The sequence below is a fragment of the Streptomyces sparsogenes genome, assembly GCF_001704635.1.
GTDB lineage: Bacteria > Actinomycetota > Actinomycetes > Streptomycetales > Streptomycetaceae > Streptomyces > Streptomyces sparsogenes.
This window is the reverse complement of record NZ_MAXF01000016.1, coordinates 112,995-133,390: the sequence shown is the minus strand read 5'-3', so window position 1 is coordinate 133,390 and position 20,396 is coordinate 112,995. Positions and strand designations below refer to the sequence as shown.

The window sequence follows — 20,396 nt, the reverse complement described above, 5'->3', positions numbered from 1 at the left end:
ACGACGAGGTCACTAAGGTCAGCTCGAACCTCCGCGCGGTTGATCATCCATCCGGGATGGCAGCGGGGGTACCGCCGAGTCCGCGTGCCCTGCGTTCCGCGGAGCCGGGGTTTGCCCCCACCCGGTAGGCGGCTGGAGGAAGAAGGAGCTCGCCTTCGTGGCGTCCCACCGTCGACCCAAGCAGCCGAGCCGCACTCGGGTAACCGTCTTCACCGCGACGGCCGCCGCGGCTGTCGCCCTCTCGTCCCAGGCCGCGCAGGCCGCGCCCAAGGCGGACAAGAAGGACGTCAAGGAGCAGGTCGACAAGCTCTACGAGCAGGCGGAGCAGGCGACCGAGAAGTACAACGGCGCCAAGGAGAAGAAGGAGAAGCTGGAGAAGCAGGTCGGCGAGCTCCAGGACAAGGTGGCGCGCGGTCAGGAGGAGCTGAACAAGCTCCGCAACGGCCTGGGTTCGATGGCCACCGCCCAGTACCGCTCCGGGGGCATCGACCCCTCCGTGCAGCTGCTGCTCTCCTCCGACCCGGACAGCTACCTCGACAAGGCCTCCACGCTCAACCAGCTGAGCAGCAAGCAGGCCGAGTCGCTGCGCAAGATCGCCGACAAGCAGCGCACGCTCAAGCAGCAGCGCGAAGAGGCGGCCACCAAGCTGCAGGACCTCGAGGACACCCGCAAGGCGCTGGGTCAGAAGAAGAAGGAGATCCAGGGCAAGCTCTCCAAGGCCCAGCAGCTCCTGAACACCCTCTCCGCCCAGGAGCGGGCCCGGATCGCGGCCAAGGAGAAGGAGCGGGCCAACCGCTCCACCGAGCGGGTGGACCTGGGCAACGAGGCCCCCAACTCCAACTTCGCCGCCGCCGCGCTGGCCGCCGCCAAGACGAAGATAGGCTCGCCGTACGTGTGGGGCGCGACCGGGCCCTCCTCCTTCGACTGCTCCGGGCTCACCGGCTGGGCCTACGCCCAGGCCGGCGTCTCGCTGCCGCGCATCTCCCAGGACCAGGCCAACGCCGGCACCCGCATCAGCCGCGGCGAACTCAAGCCGGGCGACCTGGTCCTCTTCTACGGCGACCTGCACCACATAGGCCTGTACGCGGGCAACGGCCAGGTCCTCCACGCTCCCAAGCCGGGGGCCAATGTGCGCTACGAGTCGATGGACAACATGCCGTTCATGTTCGGCGTCCGGGTCTGACGACCCGTCCCCGGACCGTCCGTTCGGGGGAATTAGGGGGAAGCCGACCACTCCCGCTGAGCGTCCGCCCCGCCGGTGACCTGCGTCTCCGGCGGGGCGTCACATTGTCTGCCCGGTACGGCCATTGGACCGTGCGTGATCGTCCGGTTACTGTCTGCGCGCAGTTCGTTGCGACGCGACGAACATCCCCAGACACCGGACATCCCCACACACCAGACATTGCGACGCAACAGGCATTCCGACACAACGGACTTCGCGACTCAGCGGACTTCCCGACACAGCGGAAGGGAGTGCGGCTTCCCCATGGCGTCCTCTCGCCGTCCCTCTCAGCCCGGAAACCCCCAGCCCGGCCCGGTGCGTTCCGGCTCCGGCCGGGCCGCCCTCCTGGGCCGGGTGACCGCCCTGACCGCCGCCTCGGCCGCCGTGGCCCAGGCGGCCGTGCTGTCGGCGGTCCCGGCCGGCGCCGAGCCGCGCGACCCCGCCCAGGACCCCACGGCCCAGGGCGCCACCCCCGGCGCCGTCCAGCGGCTCTACGCGCAGGCCGAGCGGGCCACCGAGCGGTACAACGCGGCCGAGGCGCACACCGAGGGGCTGCGCCGCCAGGTCGACCGGCTCCAGGACCGCGTCGCCCGCGGCCAGGAGCGGCTCAACCGGATGCGGTTGGCGCTCGCCGCCCTCGCCGGCGGGCAGTACCGCTCCGGCGGCGTCGCCCCCGGCCTCGCCCTGATCCTCTCCGAGGACCCCGCCCACTACCTGACCAAGGCCGCCACCCTGGAGCGGATCGGCGAGCGGCAGGCCGGGCAGCTGCGGGTCTTCCAGGCCGCCCAGCGCACGCTGCGCCAGCAGCGCGCCGAGGCGGCCGCCCGGCTGGCGCGGCTGGAGCACAGCCGCAAGGCGGTCATCCGCCACAAGCGGGCGGTGCGGCACAAGCTGGCCACCGCGCGCCGACTGCTCAACGCCCTGTCACCCGGCGAGCGCACGGCCTATCTGCACGGCTCCCCGGCGGCCCTCCAGCCGTCCGGCGCGCCCGATCTGCCGCCGTCCTCGCCACGCGCCGCCGCCGCCCTCGAGGCCGCGCGCGGGGCGGTGGGCCGGCCCTACGCCTGGGGGCAGGCCGGGCCCGCGGCGTTCGACTGCTCGGGGCTGACCCAATGGGCGTACGGGCGGGCCGGGGTGGCGATCCCGCGCACCTCGCAGCAGCAGGCCTCCGCCGGGCAGCAGGTGACGCTCGGCCACATCCGCCCGGGCGACCTGGTGGTCTACCGCTCCGACGCGGGCCACGTCGGGATGTACGCGGGCGACGGGCGGGTCATCCACGCGCCCTACCCGGGGGCGCGGGTGCGGTACGACCCGGTCGGCATGATGCCGATTTCCGCCATCACACGTGTCTGATACGCGCGCCTGAATCCGGCCCGTCGGCCTCGTACGATCTACGGCGTGGCGGGTATGCGGCGGGCGGGCCGACGGCGGTGGGCGACCAGACGGGCGGCGGCGCTGTGCCTGGCCGCGCTCTGCGCCCTGCCGGCCACCGCGCTCACCGGCTGCGGCGCCGCCCCGCCCCCCGACGACGCCGCGGGGCGCGACGGGCAGGCCGTGCAGCGGCTGCTCGACCGGCGGGCCGCGGCGGTCCGGGAGCGGGACGCCGACGCCTTCCTGGCCACCGTCGACCGGAGCTCGGCCCGCTATCTGGCCGAGCAGCGGCGGATGTTCGCGAACCTGGCCGCCGTACCGCTGCGCTCCTGGACCTACCGCCTGGTGGACACCGGCGGCTTCACCCCCTCCCTCGGCCAGGGCCGCCGCCTCGCCGCCCGGGTCGAACTGCGCTACCGGATCTCCGGATACGACACCGCGCCCGTGGTCGCCGAGGAGTATCTGACCCTGGCCCAGCGGAACGGGCGCTGGTACGTGGCCTCCGACGACGGCGAGGACGACGGCCGGCGGACCTCCGTGGAGCTGTGGGACCAGGGCGCGGTGAGCGCCGTGCGCGGCGAGCACAGCCTGGTCCTCGGCGTTGGCCAGGACCGGCGGCGGCTGCGCGAGGTGGCGGCCGCCGCGGACCGGGGGGTGGGCGTGCTGCGGAAGGTGTGGCCGCACTCCTGGGCCGGGCGGGTCGTGGTGGAGGTCCCCGCCTCCCTGGACCGGATGGCCGCCCTGCTGGGCTCCTCCGCGAGCGGCTACCGCGGCATCGCGGCCGTCACCACGGGCGAGGTGGGCGGCGGCCGGGACGCGGCCGCCGACCGGGTCATCGTCAACCCCGAGGCGTACCGGATCCTCGGCGACTTCGGCCGGCGCGTGGTCATCACCCATGAGACGGCCCATGTGGCCACCCGCGCCGCCACCACGGCCGCCACCCCGCTGTGGCTCTCCGAGGGCTTCGCCGACTGGGCGGGCTACCTGGGCGCCGGCCGCGGCCCCCACGAGGTGGCCCCCGAACTCGCCCAGGCCGTCGCGGCCGGCCGGCTGCCGGACGCGCTCCCGGCGGACGGCGCCTTCAGCTTCGGCGGCAAGGCCGAGCGCCTGTCCCAGGCGTACGAGGAGGGCTGGCTGGCCTGCCGCATGATCGCGCAGAAGTGGGGGGAGCGGAAACTCGTCGCGTTCTACCGGGCGGTGGGCGAGAGCCCGCGCCGCGAGGGGGCGGTGGAGTCCGCGCTGCGCGAGGTGCTGGGCGTGGGCCTGGGCGAGTTCACCGACCTGTGGCGCGCGTACGTGGCCGCCCAGTTCGGCGTGGCCCGCCCGGCCCGCTGAGCCTCCCTCAGGCCACCTCGGGCCCCTGCCCCTCCGGCCGGGGCGGGACCTCCGGCCGGGGCGGGACCTCCAGTCGGGACAGGGCGTCCGCGAGCCACCGCCTCTCCTCGGCGGTGGTCGCCCGGGCGATCCGGAGCATGCCCTCGCGGAAGACGTCCCCGGCCCCCTCGGCGCGGACCGGCTCCCCGCCCTCGTAGAAGAAGCTCGACGGGGCGTCCAGGAACGCCTGGCGGCGGCGCAGCACGGCCGCCTGCTCGGCCGGGTCGGGCAGATGGCGGAGGAAGGCGAGCAGCGTGAAGAAGCGCTGGCCGTCGGTGATCTCCACGTCCTTGGGCGCGCGCAGCCGGGACAGCAGTTCGGCGCGGCCCGCGTCGGTGAGGGACAGCACCCGGCGCGGGGCGGCGCCCGCGCCCGGCTCGGTGCGCTGCTCCAGCAGGCCGGCCTTCGTCAGCCGGGTGATCGCCGGGTAGAGCGCGCCGTCGCTGACCGGGCGTACATGGCCGCTCAGGGCCTTGATGCGCTCCTTCAACTCGTAGCCGTGGAGCGGCTGGTCGTACAGGAAACCGAGGATCGACAGCTCCAGCACCTTCGGCGACGCCCTTCCCCTTGCGTTTCCCTTGTCCGCTCGCCCGCATCATGATACCTCTCATCGTGGTACCTCTAATCGAGGTATTCGTTTGTCGCGGGGGAGAGAAGCGATGTCGTCCGAGCAGCGACGGGTCGGGGAGCACCAGGGCAAGGCGCACCGGGGCCGGCTGGTGAGGCTGGCGTATCCGGTCTATGGCGAACTGCTGGCCGGTGTGGTCGCCGGAATCGTCAACATGGTGTGGGTGGCCCGCCTCGGCGGCCCGGCCGTCGCCGCCGTGGCCGTGGCCACCAACGTCGAGAACCTCGCCCTGGGCCTGATCCTCATGGCCGGCAGCGGCACCACCGTGCTCGTGGCCCGCGCCCGGGGCGCCCGCGACCCGGTGGCCCTGCGCACCGCCGTGCGCGGCGGGTGGGCGCTGTGCGCGCTGCTCACCCCGGCCGTCGCGGTGGGCGGCTGGGCGCTGCGCGAGCCCCTGGCCTCCCTGGTGCTCGGCGGCGGCGACGGGCCGGCCCAGCGGCTGGCCGCCGGCTACTTCGCGATCTCCCTGCCCGGCCTCGCCGTCTTCTTCGCGCAGAACCTCCTCGACGGCATCCTCAAGGGAGCCGGGGACACCCGCACCCCCATGCGCCTCGCCTTCCTCGGCAACGCGCTGATCCTCGTCCTCGACCCGCTGCTGATCTTCGGCCTGTGCGGGCTGCCCACGCTCGGCGTCCACGGCGCCGCCTGGGCCACCGTCGCCGGCCGCTCGGCCGCCCTCGCGGCCGGCCTGGTGGCGCTGCGTCGCAGCGGCCTGGGGTGCGGTAGGGATCGGCGTCGCGACGCCCGGCACAGCCGCTCGCGGCGTTGCCGAAACGCCCTAGTAGCTCCGCTACGAGGACCTTCCGGCGCCTTGCGATCGACCGCGCCGGACGCCGCTCCTTCTCCCGATCCCTACCGCACCCCAGGCCGCAACCCCCTGCTGCGCCAGGCCGCCACCGCCCGCCCCGCCGGGCGCACCTGGAGCGCCCTGCGCGCCACCGCCGCCACCGGCCTGCCGATGGCCGCCGACTTCACGGCCCGGATGGCCGGCTCCCTGCTGCTGGTCGCCGTCGTGGCGCGGATCGGGGTGCCCTCCGTCGCCGCGTACGCCATCGCCACCAAGGCCATGTACGTGGCCACCATGTCCTTCTATGCCGTGCGGCAGGCCGCCGCCATCCACACCGCCCACACCCTCGGCGCCGGCCGCGACGGGCGCGCCGCCATCGCCCGCCAGGCCGCGCTGCTCGGCGCCGCGCTCGGCGTGCTGGCCGCCCTCGCGCTGCTGGCCGCCGCGCCGTGGGTGATGCGGGCCTTCGGCGCCCGGCCGGACGTCGCCGAGGCCGGCACCGCGTTCCTGCGCTGCCTGGGCCCGTATCTGGCCCTCCTGGGCTGCTTCATCGCCGTCGGCGGGGTCTTCGAGGGGGCCGGGGGCAGCCCGCTGATGCTGCGCGTCACCCTCGCCGGCACGGCCGTCCAGCTGCCCCTGGCCCACGGCCTCGCCGGCTTCGGACTGCCCGGGGTGTGCGCGGCCATGGCGCTGGCCGCCGCCCTCCAGTGCCTGGCCGTGCTGGCCCTGTCCCGCCGCTTCGCCCCGCCCCCGGCGGCCGCCGAGCGGGCGCCGGACCGAGTCGGCGCGTCCTGATCGGACCCGTACCGACCGCCCCCACCCGGTACTGTCGGCGGGGATGGACAAGACCCTGATCGTCACCAACGACTTCCCGCCCCGGCCCGGCGGCATCCAGGCGTTCCTGCACAACATGGCGCTGCGCCTGGACCCGGGGCAGGTCGTCGTCTACGCCTCCACCTGGAAGCACGGCCGCGAGGGCGCCGAGGCCACCGCCCGGTTCGACGCCGAGCAGCCGTTCCGGGTCGTACGGGACCGCACCACCATGCTGCTGCCCACCCCGCGGGTGACCCGGCGGGCCACCGAGCTGCTGCGCGCCCACGGCTGCGCCTCGGTGTGGTTCGGGGCCGCCGCGCCGCTCGGGCTGATGGCCCCCGCGCTGCGCAGGGCCGGCGCCCGGCGGCTGGTGGCGACCACCCACGGGCACGAGGCGGCCTGGGCCCAGCTGCCCGCCTCCCGGGGGCTGCTGCGCCGCATCGGCGAGTCCACCGACACCCTGACCTACCTCGGCGAGTACACCCGCTCGCGGATCGCGGCCGCGGTGGGGCCGGAGGCAGCGGCCCGCATGGTCCAACTGCCGCCCGGCGTGGACGAGAAGACCTTCCACCCCGACTCCGGCGGCCAGGAGATCCGCGTCCGGCTCGGGCTCGCCGACCGTCCCGTCGTCGTCTGTGTGTCCCGGCTGGTGCCGCGCAAGGGACAGGACACCCTCATCGAGGCCATGCCGCGGATCCTCGCCGAGGTCCCGGACGCCGTCCTGCTGATCGTCGGCGGCGGCCCGTACGCCAAGGAGCTGCACCGGCTGGCCGAGACCACCGGGGTCGCCGGCTCCGTGCGCTTCACCGGCGCGGTCCCCTGGGAGGAACTGCCCGCCCACTACGGCGCGGGGGACGTGTTCGCCATGCCGTGCCGCACCCGCCGTGGCGGGCTGGACGTGGAAGGGCTCGGCATCGTCTATCTGGAGGCGTCCGCGACCGGTCTGCCCGTCGTGGCGGGCGACTCCGGTGGCGCGCCGGACGCGGTCCTCGACGGCGAGACGGGCTGGGTGGTGCGCGGCGGCTCCGCCGGCCAGGCGGCCGAGCGGATCGTGGCACTGCTCCAGGACCCGGAGCTGCGGCGGCGGATGGGGGAGCGGGGGCGCGCCTGGGTGGAGGAGCGCTGGCGCTGGGACCTGCTCGCCGAACGCCTGGAGGGCCTGCTCTGACCGGTGAGTGACCCCGGGGCGCGGCCGGCCGGGGGCCCCAGGGACGAGGCCGGCCGGGGACGGGGCCGTCAGCCCTGGTAGAGGGCCTCGATCTCGGCCGCGAAGTCCTTGGCCACCACGTTCCGCTTGAGCTTCAGCGACGGCGTGACATGCCCGCCGTCCTCGGTGAACTGCGTGGTGAGGATGCGGAACTTGCGCACCGACTCCGCCTTGGAGACCGCCGCGTTCCCGTCGTCCACCGCCCGCTGGATCTCGGCCAGCAGATCGGGGTCCTCCCGCAGCTCCGCCACCGTGGCCCCGGCCGGCTTGCCGCGCTCGGCCAGCCAGCGGGGCAGGAACTCCTCGTCGACGGTGACCAGCGCGCCGACGAAGGGGCGGCCGTCGCCGACCACCATGCACTCGGCCACCAGGGCGTGCGCCCGGATCCGGTCCTCGATCACCGCCGGGGCCACGTTCTTCCCGCCCGCGGTGATGATGATCTCCTTCTTGCGGCCGGTGATGGTGAGATAGCCGTCCTCGTCGAGCGTGCCCACGTCACCGGTGTGGAACCAGCCGTCGGACAGCGCCTCCGCCGTCGCCGCCTTGTTGTTCCAGTACTCGGTGAACAGGTGGTCGCCGTGCAGCAGCACCTCGCCGTCGTCCGCGATACGCACCACCGTGCCCGGCATCGGCTGGCCCACCGAGCCGATCTTCTGCCGGTCCCACGGGTTGAAGGTGGTCGCCGCGCAGGACTCCGTCAGCCCGTAGCCCTCCAGCACCGTGAAGCCGATGCCCCGGTAGAAGTGGCCCAGCCGGGCGCCCAGCGGGGCGCCGCCGGAGATCGCGTGGGTGGCCCGGCCGCCCAGCGCGGCCCGCAGCTTGCCGTAGACCAGCCGGTCGAAGATCCGGTGCCTGATCCTGAGGCCGAAGGACGGACCGCCGGGGGTGTCCAGCGCCTTGCTGTAGGCGATGGCGGTCTCGGCCGCCCTGTCGAAGATCTTGCCCTTGCCGTCGGCCTGCGCCCTGGCCCGCGCCGAGTTGTACACCTTCTCGAAGACGCGCGGCACGCCCAGCACCAACGTCGGCCGGAACGAGGCGAGTTCATCGGTGAGCGTCTTGATGTCCGGCACATGACCCAGCTTGATCGGCGCCAGCGCCGCCGCGATCTCCACCAGCCGCCCGAGGACGTGCGCCTCGGGCAGGAACAGCAGCACCGACGACTCGCCGGTCACGAACATCGGCTTCAGGCGCGCCACCACGTTGCCGCACTCCGCGAAGAAGCTGCGGTGGGTGAGCACACAGCCCTTGGGGCGCCCGGTGGTGCCCGAGGTGTAGACGATGGTGGCGGGGGAGTCGGCGTTCGCGATGGCGCTGCGCTCGTCCACCACCTCGTCCGCGATGTCCGCGCCCAGCTTCCGCAGGGTCTCCACCGCCCCGCCGCCCTCGATCCGCCAGAGGTTCGCGAGCGCCGGCAGGGTGTCCCGTACGGACTCGACGGCGGCCTCGTGCGCGGCGGTCTCCACCACGGCGGCCACCGCGCCCGAGTCGCCGAGGATCCACTGCGTCTGCTCGGGGGAGCTGGTCTCGTAGACCGGCACCGTCACCGCGCCCGCGCTCCAGATGGCGAAGTCCAGCAGCGTCCACTCGTAGCGGGTGCGGGACATCAGCCCCACCCGGTCGCCCGGCTCCACCCCGGCCGCGATCAGCCCCTTCGCCGCGGCCCGCACCTCCGCGAGGAACTCGACGGCGGTCACGTCCCGCCACTGACCGTCGACCTTCCGGCCGACCACCGCGACCTCGGGGTGGTGGGTGGCGTTGCGCCGGATGAGGTCGGTCAGATTCCCGTCGGCCGGAACCTCGTACAGGGCCGGAAGGCTGAACTCGCGCAAGACTGCTGCTCCTCGTCGGGCGCCGGCGCCGCTACACGGGCAATGGGGGGTGATGGACTGCCCGGACGTTACCGATGGGTATGCCGTCTGGGATAGGGGGCGCTCCCAGATGTTCGCTGCGTCACACACCGCTCTCGTACTGGCCGCAGACTAGTCGACCCCGCCCGGGACCCGGAAGTAACCGCAGGTGGCGGCGGGGTGGTGCGGGGGCCGTGCCGGACGGGCGGGCGGGCCGGGTCTAGGCTGACCGCCATGCGAGTTCACGTGGTCAGCGACGTGCACGGCAACAGCCGGGACCTCAGGACGGCGGGCGACGGGGCGGACGCCCTGATCTGCCTCGGCGACCTGGTCCTCTTCCTGGACTACGCCGACCACTCCCGCGGCATCTTCCCCGACCTGTTCGGCGTCGAGAACGCCCACCGCATCGTCGAGCTGCGCACCGCCCGCCGGTTCCAGGAGGCCCGCGAGTTCGGCAACCGGCTGTGGGACGGGATGGACCGCGAGGCCGCCATCGAGTCCGCGGTACGCCGCCAGTACGCCGAACTCTTCGCGGCCTTCCCCACCCCCACCTACGCCACCTACGGCAATGTCGACATCCCGAGGCTGTGGCCCGAGTACGCCCGCCCCGGCACCACCGTCCTGGACGGCGGGCGGGCCGAGATCGGCGGCCTGGTCTTCGGCTTCGTCGGCGGCGGGCTGCGCACCCCGATGCGCACGCCGTACGAGATCGACGACGAGGTCTACGCCGCGAAGATCGCGGCGCTCGGCGAGGTCGACGTGTTGTGCACCCACATACCGCCCGACACCCCCGAGCTGTGCTACGACACCGTCGCCCGCCGCTTCGAGCGGGGCAGCGCCGCCCTCCTCGACGCCATCCGCGCCACCCGGCCCAAGTACGCCCTCTTCGGCCATGTCCACCAGCCACTCGCCCGCCGGATGCGCATCGGCGCCACCGAGTGCGTCAACGTCGGACACTTCGCCTCGACCGGGACCCCCTGGACCCTGGAGTGGTGAGTCGAGCGGTGAGTCGCGCGCGGTAGCCTTCAGCGGCAGAGAGCGGCGAAACAACGCGGATCAACACCGACCAATACCGAAGGACCACGGCGATGGCGGAACACACCAGCTCGAGCATCACGATCGAGGCGGCACCGGCCGACGTGATGGAGGTGATCGCCGACTTCGACCGCTACCCGGAATGGTCCGGAGAGGTGAAGGAGGCCGACGTCCTCACCAAGGACGACCAGGGGCGCGCCGAGAAGGTGCGGATGCTGCTCGACGCCGGGGCGATCAAGGACGACTACACCCTGGCGTACACCTGGACAGGGGACAACCAGGTCAGCTGGTCCCTGGTGAAGTCCCAGATGCTCCGCTCCCTCGACGGCTCGTACCGGCTGGCCCCCCTCGACGGCGGCAAGCGCACCGAGGTCACCTACCAGCTCACCGTCGACGTCAAGATCCCGATGCTCGGCATGATCAAGCGCAAGGCCGAGAAGGTCATCATCGACCGCGCCCTGGCCGGCCTGAAGAAGCGCGTGGAGAGCGCCGCCTAGCCGTATCGAACGGGCCCGACCGGGCCCGAGGCCCCCGGCCACCCACCCCTCGGCGCGGGCGCGACCGCGAGCGCCGCCGATCCCGCTACCGTCGGGAAGACACGCCCCACCCTGCCCGGAGGCTCCTTCACATGCGTACGGTCCTCGTCACCGGTACCGGCGGCGCGGGCCGCACCACCGTCGCCGCCGCGACCGCGCTCGCCGCGGCCCGCGAGGGGCGGCGCGCCCTGCTGCTCACCGCCGACCGCGACGGCACCCCCGAGGCGCTGCTGGGCATCCCCGCGCCCCGGCCCGCCGCCGCGCCGGCCGCCCGGCGGCTGCCGTGGTCCCCGCCGGTCGAGGCGGCTCCCGGGCTGTGGGCCGCGCGCGTCGCCGCCGACGACTGGTTCCGTGGCGAGCTGACCGTCCTCCAGGAGCGCGGCCATGGCGCGCTGGACATGCTCGGCGCCGCCCCGCTGGACCCCGAGGAGCTGACCGGCCTGCCCGGCACGGAGGCCTTCGCGCTGCTGCGCGCGCTGCGCGCCGCCCATGACGCGGGCCCCGCCGTGGCCGGCTGGGACGTCCCGGCCGGCTGGGACGTCCTGGTCGTCGACATGCCGCCCGCCCCGGACACCGTCGCCGTCCTCGCCCTGCCCGAACAGCTGCGCCGCTATCTGCGGCGGCTGCTGCCCGCCGAGCGGCAGGCGGCGCGCGCCCTGCGGCCGATGCTCGCGCAGCTCGCCGGGGTGCCGATGCCCGCGCAGAAGCTGTACGAGACGGCCGAGCGCTGGGAGCGGGAGCTGGCCGCCGTCCAGGCCCTGATCGAGTCCGAGGCCACCACCGTACGGCTGGTGGTGGAGCCCGGGCCGCTCGCCGACCGGGCGCTGCGCACCGCCCGCGCCGGACTCGCGCTGTACGGCTGCCGGGTGGAGGCCGTGGTCGCCAACCGGCTGCTGCCCACCGGCGCCGCCGACCCCTGGCTCGCGGCGCTGTCCGGCCGGCAGCAGGCCGCGCTCAAGGAGCTGCACGGCGAGTGGGCCCCCGAGGTCCCGGTGCGCGAGCTGCCGCACCTGGGCCGCGACCCGATCGAGGCGGGCGACCCGGGCGAGGCGGAGGGCCTGGGCGGGGCGGTCGGCCCCGGCGAAACGGGGGGCCCGGCCGAGGCGGGCGGCGCGGCCCACGGCGGCGGCCCCGCCACCGGGCTCGCCGCCCTCGCCGGCCCGGCCGGCGCCCCCGGGCCGCGCCCGGACCGCCCGGCCGCCGAGCCGTGGACGGTCGAGGACCGGCTCGCCGACGAAGGGGTGCTGGTGTGGCGGCTGCCGCTGCCCGGCGCCGACCGGGACACCCTCGGCCTGGTACGCCGCGGCGACGAACTCATCATCACCGTCGGCCCGTTCCACCGCGTCCTGCCGCTGCCGTCCGCCCTGCGCCGCTGCACCGTCTCCGGCGCCGGGCTGCGCGACGGCAGCCTCCACGTCCGCTTCGCCCCGGACCCCGAACTGTGGCCCAGGGGCCTGTGACGCCTCCAGCCCCTTTTCTCGCCTCGGCGTTCCGGTAACGTCGGGAGTAAGCCCGGATGAACGCCCCCGGGCGGCCAGTCACCCCGCCGCAGGAGCCCGCCATGAGCGACGCCACCGAGCGCCCCGCCGAACCCCCGGTCGACGAGGTCCCGGTCACCGACATCGACCCCGACGCCTGGGAGCGGGCCTGCGCCGAGGACCTCGCCGCGGAGCGCGCCCGCCGCCGGTCCCAGGAGGGCGGCCAGGAGCAGCCGGGCAGCGCCGCCGAGGAACTGCGCAAGCTGGCCGAGGCCATCGCCGACCGGTTCGCCGGGCCCCAGGGACCGCTGGCCGGGACGGCCGTGCACGGCGCCGTACAACACTTGATCGCACAGGCGAAGTCGGCCGTCGAGCCGGTCATCGAGCGGAACCCCGAGGTCTTCGACCATCTCGCCACCGCGGGCAGCGAGCTTCTCGCCGCCTACCGGGCGGCAGTTCTGGGCCAGGAGCAGCGCTGGACGCGGGGCGCCGAGGGCGCCGACGGCACGCACGAGGACGGCCCGGACAAGGGCGGCGAGTCTTCGAGTAGTGAACACATCGACCTCGACTGAGCCCCATCTCCGGTACCGTTGTGCTCGGCGGGGTTCGACCACATAACTGAGGGACACATGGGACTCACCATCGGCGTCGACATCGGCGGCACGAAGATCGCAGCTGGCGTGGTCGACGAAGAGGGCTCGATTCTCGAGACGTGCAAGGTGCCGACCCCGCGCACTCCCGAGGGGGTCGTCGACGCCATCGCGGACGCGGTGCGCACGGTCAGCACCGGCCATGACATCGAGGCCGTCGGCATCGGCGCGGCCGGATACGTGGACGACAAGCGCGCCACGGTCCTCTTCGCGCCCAACATCAACTGGCGTCACGAGGCGCTCAAGGACAAGGTCGAGCAGCGCGTGGGCCTGCCCGTCGTCGTCGAGAACGACGCCAACGCGGCCGCGTGGGGCGAGTACCGCTTCGGCGCCGGCCAGGGCCATGACGACGTCGTGTGCATCACACTCGGCACCGGCCTCGGCGGCGGCATCATCATCGGCGGCAAGCTGCACCGCGGCCGGTTCGGCGTCGCGGCCGAGTTCGGCCACATCCGCGTCGTCCCGGACGGGCTGCTGTGCGGCTGCGGCAGCCAGGGCTGCTGGGAGCAGTACGCCTCCGGCCGCGCCCTGGTCCGCTACGCCAAGCAGCGCGCCAACGCCACCCCGGAGAACGCCCAGGTGCTCCTCGGCCTCGGCGACGGCACCCCCGAGGGCATCCAGGGCAAGCACATCAGCGACGCCGCCCGCCAGGGCGACCCGGTCGCCATCGACTCCTTCCGCGAGCTGGCCCGCTGGGCCGGCGCCGGCCTGGCCGACCTCGCCTCGCTCTTCGACCCCTCGGCGTTCATCGTCGGCGGCGGCGTGTCCGACGAGGGCGACCTGGTCCTCGACCCGATCCGCAAGTCCTTCCGCCGCTGGCTGGTCGGCAATCAGTGGCGTCCGCACGCCCAGGTGCTCGCCGCCCAGCTCGGCGGCAAGGCCGGGCTCGTCGGCGCCGCCGACCTGGCCCGCCAGGGCTGACCGGGACGGGGGGACGAGATCGTGGTACTGGCCGACCTGCCGGCGTCCGCCACCGCTCAGGACGCGGCGGTGGTGCGCGTGCTCAGCTACAACATCCGCTCGCTGCGCGACGACCGGCAGGCGCTGGCCCGGGTGATCCGGGCCTGCGCCCCCGACGTGGTGTGCGTCCAGGAGGCGCCGCGCTTCTTCCGCTGGCGCAAGGCCGCCGCCTGGCTGGCCCGCGAGACCGACCTCGTCCACACCACCGGCGGCGCCACCGCCACCGGCCCGATGCTGCTGACCTCGCTGCGCGCCCATGTGGAGCGCACCGAGGACATCCTGCTGCCCCGCGTCCCCGGCCTGCACCGGCGCGGCCTGGCCACCGCCGTGCTGCGCTTCGGCGGCCACCGGGGGGCGGGGGACATCAGGCTCGGCGTGGTCAGCTGTCATCTGAGCCTGGCCGCGGCCGAGCGCTACGACCAGGCCGGGATGGTGCTCGACCACCTCGCCGCGCTGGACGTCCCGTACGCCGTGCTGGCCGGGGACATCAACGACGTGCCCGACGGCCCCGCCTTCCAGCGGCTGGCCGGTCCGCTGCGCGACGGCTGGGCGGTGGGGCCCTGGGGCAGCGAGTTCACCTACTCCCCGGGCCGGCCGCGGCGCCGCATCGACGCGCTGTTCGCGACCGAGGGCGTGGAGATCCTCGGCTGCGGGGTGCCGGCCGGGCTGCCAGGGGTCACGGACGCCGACCTGAAGGCGGCCTCCGACCACCTCCCGGTCCTGGCCGCCCTCCGCCTCCCGCGGCCGGAGCCCGGCCCGCGGTAAGGGCTCCGGCACCGCTCAGACGACCGCGCCGCGCCCCGGGTCGTCGTCCTCCTCGTCGTCGTCCTTCATCCGCAGCACCAGCGTGGTGAAGCCGCCCAGGAAGCCGCCCACCCCCAGCGTGGTGATCCACCAGGTCAGCTCCACCTGGAACAGCACCACCCCGAGCAGCAGCAGGGGGCCGCCCAGGACGCCCAGCCAGGCGAAGCGGGCGGTGGTGTCGCTCTCGGGGAGCGGGGGCGGCTCGGGCGGGACGAAGTGGCCCTCGTCGGTCTCGTCGAAGTCGTCGTCGGACGGCTCGGCGGGCTCCCAGTCGCGGGGGCCGACGCCCGGCGCGTACACGATGAAGCTGCCGACGGGCCGATCGGTCCCGGCCACGGCGGCCGGGCCGGCCCCGTCCCGCTCGGACCGGCGCTCGGCGTCCTCCCCGTCCCCGTCGTCCCCACCGTCCCCGCCGTCTCCGTCGTGCCGGTCGTTCCCGGCGCCGCTGCTCCCGGCGCCCCGGGCGCCCCGGCGCTCCGGGCCGTCGCCGTCGTCGGGGAGGTCCTCGGCCTCGGGCCAGGGCACCGAGCCGTCGGGCTCCCGGGACTCCTTGCCGTACGCCGCGACGATCTCGGCGAACGCGGCGTCGTCGTCCCGCGCGCCTGCCTCGTTCTCGTTCGGGTCACGCTCCGCCACTGGCCGCCGCCCCCTCCTTTCCGAGTCCCGTGTCCGTCCCGCCGTCCTTGTCGGTCATACCCTCCGCGACCCTGCTGATGAACGCGTGGGTCTCGGCGAAGATGAGTTCCGCGTCATGGTCCAGCGTGGCCACGTGATAGCTGCGTTCCAGCACCAGCTCGGTCACGTCCCGGGACGAGACCCGGCTGAGGATGCGCGCCGAGTCGACCGGCGGCACCACGTGGTCCACCGCGCTGTGCATCAGCAGCAGCGGCTGGGTCACCCGCGGCAGCTCCGCGTCCACTTCCCGCAGCAACCGGCGCAGCTGGTACGCGCCGTGCAGCGGCACCCGGTCGTAGCCCGTCTCCCGCACGCCCGGCTTGGCGATGTCGCTGACGATGCCCTTGGCGGACGGGACCAGATGGCGCAGCACCGGCAGTGCCGCGGCGGCCCGCTCGTGCATCCCGTGGGCCGGGTTGACCAGGGCGAGCCCGCTGACCCGCGCCCCGTGCCGGGCGGCGAGGCGCAGGGCGAGCGCGCCGCCCATCGACAGACCGCACACGAACACCCGCCGGCACCGCTCGGCGAGCGCGCGCAGCTCGCGGTCCACCTCGGCGTACCAGTCCTCGCGGCTGGTGACCGCGAGATCCTGCCAGCGGGTGCCGTGGCCGGGCAGCAGCGGGAGCGAGACCGTCAGGCCCTGCCGCGCGAGGTGCTCGGCCCAGGGGCGGACCGACTGGGGCGAGCCGGTGAAGCCGTGACAGACGAGGACGCCGATCTCTCCGCCGTCGTGGCGGAACGGCTGGGCCCCGGGGAGGAGCGGCACCGCGGATCTCCGTTCGGTGTGTGTGGCGGTTGTCGGCCGGTTTCCGGCGGGTCGGTGGAAAGGGCCGGGCGGCCCGCGCCTCAGCGTACGCGGCGCGCCGCACAGGGGGTAGGCACGTTAAGGTCTCCTCGTCGGATACAGGAGGTCCTCGGTTGTTCTACGGCGCCATGAAGCTGTCGGTCGGCGGAGCGTTGAAGTTGGCCTTCAGGCCCTGGGTGGAGGGGCTGGAGAACGTCCCCGCCGAGGGGCCGGCCATCCTCGCGAGCAACCACCTGTCCTTCTCCGACTCCTTCTTCCTCCCCGCGATGCTCGACCGCAAGGTCACCTTCATCGCCAAGCAGGAGTACTTCACCACCCCGGGTGTGAAGGGCAAGCTGACGGCCGCGTTCTTCAAGGGCGTCGGGCAGCTGCCGGTCGACCGCTCGGGCGGGCGCGGCGCGAGCGAGGCCGCGATCAAGAGCGGCATCGAGGTGCTGGAGCGCGGCGAGCTGTTCGGCATCTACCCGGAGGGCACCCGCTCGCCGGACGGGCGGCTGTACCGCGGCAAGCCGGGCGGTCTGGCGCGGGTGGCGCTGGCGACCGGCGCCCCGGTGATCCCGGTCGCGATGATCGACACCGAGAAGATCCAGCCGCCGGGCAAGGTCGTCCCGAAGCTGATGCGGCCGGGCATCCGGATCGGCAAGCCGCTGGACTTCAGCCGCTACCACGGCATGGACAACGACCGCTTCATCCTGCGCTCGGTGACCGACGAGGTCATGTACGAGATCATGAAGCTGTCCGGTCAGGAGTACGTCGACATCTACGCGACCGTCGCCAAGCGGCAGATCGCGGAGGCGGAGGCGGCCCGCAAGCGCGAAGCCAAGAGCGGCGACGACGAGGGCGACGGGAAGAGCGGGGACAAGGCCGGGACGTGACCGCGTCCGGCACGGGGGTGGGGAAGTGGCGCAGCGTCTCAAGGGCGGGCGTCTCAGAGCCGAGCGTCTCAGGGGCGCGCGCGGCAGGGGCGAGCGCGTGGTGCGCATGTCGGTGGAGCAGCCCCTGTGGCGGGCGCTGACCGCCTACCGGGTGCTCACGCTGCTGTACGCGCTCGTCCTCTACGTCCACGGCTTCGACGACTACGAACACCCGCTCGGCGCGGGCGCCTACATGCTCGTGCTGACCGTGTGGACCGGGCTCACCGTCCGCATGGTCTCCTCGGCCGAGCGCTGCACCCTGCGGTTCCTGGTCGGTGACCTGACCGTCGCGGTGGTCGGCATCCTGCTCACCCCGCTCGTCGACGCCCACGACCGCATCGCCGAGGGCACACCGACCCTGCCGTCGATATGGACCGCCGGGGCGGTGCTCGGCTTCGCCGTCAAGGGCGGCTGGCGCTGGGCCGCCCGGGCCTCGACGGTCGTGTGCGCGGCCAACATCATCGAGCGCGGCGGATTCGCCCAGGACACCGTCCACATGCTGATGCTGGTGTGGGTGGCGAGCGTGGCGATCGGCTATGTGGTCGAGGTGGCCCGCGCCAGTGAGCGCACCCTGGCCCGCGCGCTGCGGATCGAGGCGGCGACGCGCGAGCGCGAGCGGCTCGCCCGCGACATCCACGACGGCGTGCTCCAGGTGCTCGCGATGGTGCAGCGGCGGGGCGCCGCGATCGGCGGGGAAGCGGCCGAACTGGGGCGGATGGCGGGGGAGCAGGAGATCGCGCTCCGCACCCTGATCTCCACCGGACCCGCCACCGGCCCCGGCGCCCAGGACGCGGCGGCCCCGCCGGCCGGAGGCCTGCCGGCGCCGGCCGGGGCTCCGCCGGCGGTGAGCCCTGCCCTGGTGGCGGTGGCCGACGCACCCGCCCCGGACGGGGCCGACGGCGGCGAACCGCGCGATCTGCTGGCCCTGTTGGCCCCGCACGCCGGATCCCGTGTCACGCTCTCCGGGCCGGGCACCCCCGTACCGCTTCCGGCCGCCGCGGCGACCGAGCTGGCGGCCGCCGTCGGCGCCGCCCTGGACAATGTGCGGGTGCACGCCGGGGAGGGCGCGCACGCCTGGATCCTGGTCGAGGACGAGCCGGACGCGGTGACGGTGACCGTGCGCGACGACGGGCCAGGCATCCCCGAGGGGCGGCTGGCAGACGCCGAGCGCGAAGGGCGCCTGGGAGTGGCGCTGTCGATCCGGGGGCGCCTGCGCGACCTGGGCGGCAGCGCGGAATGGATCTCGGCCCCCGGCCAGGGCACCGAGGTGGAGTTGAAGGTTCCGCGACGGCCGGGCGTCGCGCGACGGGGGGAGATCGGGCGATGACCGAGCGGCAGGACGGCGAGCGGGGCGACGGGCAGGGCGACGGCCAGGACGGCCGGCCCGTGAGCGTGATGGTGGTCGACGACCACCCGATGTGGCGCGACGCGGTCGCCCGCGATCTGTCCGAGGCCGGGTTCGAGGTGGTGGCCACGGCGGGCGACGGCCCCCAGGCGGTGCGCCGCGCCAGGGCCGCGAGCCCCGATGTCCTGGTGCTCGACCTCAACCTCCCCGGGCTGCCCGGGGTCGAGGTCTGCAAGCAGCTCGTAGGCGGCGAGTCCGACCCGCCCGGCCCGCGCGTGCTGGTGCTCTCCGCGAGCGGGGAGCACGCGGATGTGCTGGAGGCGGTGAAGTCCGGCGCGACCGGCTATCTGGTCAAGTCGGCCAGTACCGAGGAGCTGCTGGACGCGGTGCGCCGGACGGCGGCCGGGGAGCCGGTGTTCACCCCTGGGCTCGCGGGCCTGGTGCTCGGCGAGTACCGCCGGCTCGCGAGCGACCCCGCCCCCGCCGCGCCCGACCGCCCCGTCGCCCCCCGGCTGACCGAGCGGGAGACGGAGGTGCTGCGGCTGGTGGCCAAGGGGCTGTCGTACAAGCAGATCGCCGAACGGCTGGTCATCTCGCACCGCACGGTCCAGAACCACGTCCAGAACACCCTCGGCAAGCTCCAGCTGCACAACCGCGTCGAGCTGGTGCGCTACGCGATCGAACGCGGCCTGGACGCCACCTGAGACGCCCGGCGGTGCGCCGGGGAGCCCCGCAGCCGCTCGATCGGGTGAAGTCTGAACTCAACTGCCCCTGCCCGCAGGGCATTCACTTCCCGCCCTATCCCGTGTGACCTGGATCACGGTTACCGTTACCTAGCGTATCGGGCCAATCACGGGGATTCAGGAATTCATGGGAGAAGGGAAGAAACGATGCGGGTCGGAGTGCTGACCGGTGGCGGCGACTGCCCCGGGCTCAACGCGGTCATCCGCGCCGTCGTCCGCAAGGGCGTGCAGGAGTACGGCTACGACTTCGTCGGCTTCCGGGACGGCTGGCGCGGTCCGCTCGAAGGCGACACCGTCCCCCTGGACATCCCGGCGGTGCGCGGCATCCTGCCGCGCGGCGGCACCATCCTCGGGTCGTCCCGCACCAACCCCCTCAAGAGCCAGGACGGCATCCGCCGGGTCAAGGACAACCTCGCCAAGGAGGAGGTCGACGCCCTGATCGCGATCGGCGGCGAGGACACCCTCGGGGTGGCCGCGCGGCTCTCCGGCGAGTACGGGATCCGCTGCGTCGGCGTCCCCAAGACCATCGACAACGACCTGTCCGCCACCGACTACACCTTCGGCTTCGACACCGCCGTCAACATCGCCACCGAGGCCATCGACCGCCTCCACACCACGGCCGAGTCGCACATGCGCGTTCTCGTCGTCGAGGTGATGGGCCGTCACGCCGGCTGGATCGCCCTGCACTCCGGGCTGGCCGGCGGCGCCAACGTCATCCTCATCCCCGAGCAGCGCTTCGACATCGACCAGATCTGCGCCTGGGTCGAGTCCCGCTTCAAGATCCGCTACGCACCGATCGTGGTCGTCGCGGAGGGCGCCATGCCCAAGGGCGGCGACGCGGTGCTCAAGGACGAGTCGCTCGACTCCTTCGGCCACGTCCGGCTCTCCGGCATCGGCGAGTGGCTGGCCAAGGAGATCGAGAAGCGCACCGGCAAGGAGGCCCGCACCACGGTGCTCGGCCACGTCCAGCGCGGCGGCACCCCCAGCGCCTTCGACCGCTGGCTCGCCACCCGCTTCGGGCTGCACGCCATCGACGCGGTCCGCGACGAGGACTACGGCAAGATGGTCGCGCTGCGCGGCACCGACATCGTCCGTGTCCCGCTCGGCGAGGCCACGGCGCGGCTGAAGACGGTCGACCCCTCCCTGTACGCGGAGGCCGAGGTCTTCTTCGGCTGACCCGGGCCCGCGCCCCGGACCCCGGC

General features: G+C 74.2%; 19 protein-coding genes. 15 read left to right on the top strand and 4 right to left on the bottom strand.

Features of this window, described 5'->3' with window-relative positions; all coding sequences use genetic code 11:
- Positions 1 to 157 precede the first annotated feature (157 nt).
- The 3 genes from BBH68_RS02720 to BBH68_RS02710 all read left to right on the top strand — a co-directional run bounded on the left by BBH68_RS02720 (position 158) and on the right by BBH68_RS02710 (position 3,928).
- Positions 158 to 1,183: a C40 family peptidase gene (locus tag BBH68_RS02720; protein WP_065958603.1), complete on the top strand. Its 1,026-nt coding sequence runs from the start codon at positions 158 to 160 to the stop codon at positions 1,181 to 1,183.
- Between the two features lie 303 nt (positions 1,184 to 1,486).
- Positions 1,487 to 2,575, top strand: a complete 1,089-nt coding sequence (locus tag BBH68_RS02715) for a C40 family peptidase (RefSeq protein WP_079150752.1) — start codon at positions 1,487 to 1,489, stop codon at positions 2,573 to 2,575.
- 54 nt (positions 2,576 to 2,629) lie between these two features.
- A complete protein-coding gene (locus BBH68_RS02710; protein ID WP_245737860.1) occupies positions 2,630 to 3,928 on the top strand; it encodes a hypothetical protein in 1,299 nt (432 codons plus the stop codon).
- Positions 3,929 to 3,935: 7 nt separating this feature from the next.
- On the opposite strand, the gene BBH68_RS02705 is transcribed toward BBH68_RS02710, so the two are convergent.
- The gene (locus BBH68_RS02705; RefSeq protein ID WP_065958601.1) at positions 3,936 to 4,514 is read right to left on the bottom strand and encodes a PadR family transcriptional regulator; all 579 of its coding nucleotides are present in this window, start codon (positions 4,512 to 4,514) and stop codon (positions 3,936 to 3,938) included.
- Positions 4,515 to 4,626: 112 nt separating this feature from the next.
- On the opposite strand from BBH68_RS02705, the gene BBH68_RS02700 reads away from it, so the two are divergent.
- Positions 4,627 to 6,177 (top strand): MATE family efflux transporter, encoded by a 1,551-nt coding sequence (locus tag BBH68_RS02700; RefSeq protein WP_065958600.1) that lies wholly within the window; start codon positions 4,627 to 4,629, stop codon positions 6,175 to 6,177.
- Positions 6,178 to 6,220: 43 nt separating this feature from the next.
- Positions 6,221 to 7,363 carry a glycosyltransferase family 4 protein gene (locus BBH68_RS02695; protein WP_065958599.1) on the top strand — a complete coding sequence of 381 codons (1,143 nt, stop codon included), beginning with the start codon at positions 6,221 to 6,223 and terminating at the stop codon, positions 7,361 to 7,363.
- A 68-nt stretch (positions 7,364 to 7,431) separates the two neighbouring features.
- On the opposite strand, the gene BBH68_RS02690 is transcribed toward BBH68_RS02695, so the two are convergent.
- Entirely contained in the window at positions 7,432 to 9,231 is a 1,800-nt protein-coding gene (locus tag BBH68_RS02690; protein WP_065958598.1) for an AMP-dependent synthetase/ligase, read from the bottom strand.
- A gap of 252 nt (positions 9,232 to 9,483) precedes the next feature.
- Here BBH68_RS02690 and BBH68_RS02685 point away from each other — a divergent pair, with 252 nt between their 5' ends.
- The 6 genes from BBH68_RS02685 (at position 9,484) to BBH68_RS02660 (ending at position 14,673) form a co-directional block, all read left to right on the top strand.
- Positions 9,484 to 10,245, top strand: coding sequence for a metallophosphoesterase family protein (locus BBH68_RS02685; protein WP_076971044.1), 762 nt, complete (start codon positions 9,484 to 9,486; stop codon positions 10,243 to 10,245).
- Positions 10,246 to 10,337: 92 nt separating this feature from the next.
- On the top strand, positions 10,338 to 10,781 hold the full coding sequence (locus BBH68_RS02680) for an SRPBCC family protein (RefSeq protein WP_065958596.1): 444 nt from the start codon (positions 10,338 to 10,340) through the stop codon (positions 10,779 to 10,781).
- Between the two features lie 131 nt (positions 10,782 to 10,912).
- Entirely contained in the window at positions 10,913 to 12,280 is a 1,368-nt protein-coding gene (locus BBH68_RS02675; RefSeq protein WP_065958595.1) for an ArsA family ATPase, read from the top strand.
- Between the two features lie 101 nt (positions 12,281 to 12,381).
- Positions 12,382 to 12,870 carry a DUF5304 domain-containing protein gene (locus BBH68_RS02670; RefSeq protein ID WP_065958594.1) on the top strand — a complete coding sequence of 163 codons (489 nt, stop codon included), beginning with the start codon at positions 12,382 to 12,384 and terminating at the stop codon, positions 12,868 to 12,870.
- Positions 12,871 to 12,927: 57 nt separating this feature from the next.
- Complete coding sequence (locus BBH68_RS02665) at positions 12,928 to 13,869, top strand: ROK family glucokinase (RefSeq protein ID WP_065958593.1); 942 nt, start codon at positions 12,928 to 12,930, stop codon at positions 13,867 to 13,869.
- 21 nt (positions 13,870 to 13,890) lie between these two features.
- Positions 13,891 to 14,673 (top strand): endonuclease/exonuclease/phosphatase family protein, encoded by a 783-nt coding sequence (locus BBH68_RS02660; protein ID WP_065958592.1) that lies wholly within the window; start codon positions 13,891 to 13,893, stop codon positions 14,671 to 14,673.
- Positions 14,674 to 14,688: 15 nt separating this feature from the next.
- On the opposite strand, the gene BBH68_RS02655 is transcribed toward BBH68_RS02660, so the two are convergent.
- Together BBH68_RS02655 and BBH68_RS02650 are read right to left on the bottom strand one after the other, a co-directional pair.
- Positions 14,689 to 15,348, bottom strand: coding sequence for a hypothetical protein (locus BBH68_RS02655; protein ID WP_065958591.1), 660 nt, complete (start codon positions 15,346 to 15,348; stop codon positions 14,689 to 14,691).
- Positions 15,335 to 16,153, bottom strand: a complete 819-nt coding sequence (locus tag BBH68_RS02650; RefSeq protein ID WP_065958590.1) for an alpha/beta hydrolase — start codon at positions 16,151 to 16,153, stop codon at positions 15,335 to 15,337. Before BBH68_RS02650 ends, BBH68_RS02655 begins: the two co-directional genes overlap by 14 nt.
- Positions 16,154 to 16,320: 167 nt before the next feature.
- Between BBH68_RS02650 and BBH68_RS02645 the strand changes: the two genes are divergently transcribed.
- From BBH68_RS02645 to BBH68_RS02630, 4 genes are all read left to right on the top strand, one after another.
- Complete coding sequence (locus BBH68_RS02645; protein ID WP_065958627.1) at positions 16,321 to 17,067, top strand: lysophospholipid acyltransferase family protein; 747 nt, start codon at positions 16,321 to 16,323, stop codon at positions 17,065 to 17,067.
- A gap of 106 nt (positions 17,068 to 17,173) precedes the next feature.
- The gene (macS, locus tag BBH68_RS02640) at positions 17,174 to 18,433 is read left to right on the top strand and encodes a MacS family sensor histidine kinase (protein ID WP_065958589.1); all 1,260 of its coding nucleotides are present in this window, start codon (positions 17,174 to 17,176) and stop codon (positions 18,431 to 18,433) included.
- Positions 18,430 to 19,155, top strand: coding sequence for a response regulator (locus BBH68_RS02635; protein WP_065958588.1), 726 nt, complete (start codon positions 18,430 to 18,432; stop codon positions 19,153 to 19,155). Before macS ends, BBH68_RS02635 begins: the two co-directional genes overlap by 4 nt.
- A 186-nt stretch (positions 19,156 to 19,341) precedes the next feature.
- On the top strand, positions 19,342 to 20,370 hold the full coding sequence (locus BBH68_RS02630) for a 6-phosphofructokinase (protein WP_065958587.1): 1,029 nt from the start codon (positions 19,342 to 19,344) through the stop codon (positions 20,368 to 20,370).
- Positions 20,371 to 20,396 lie beyond the last annotated feature (26 nt).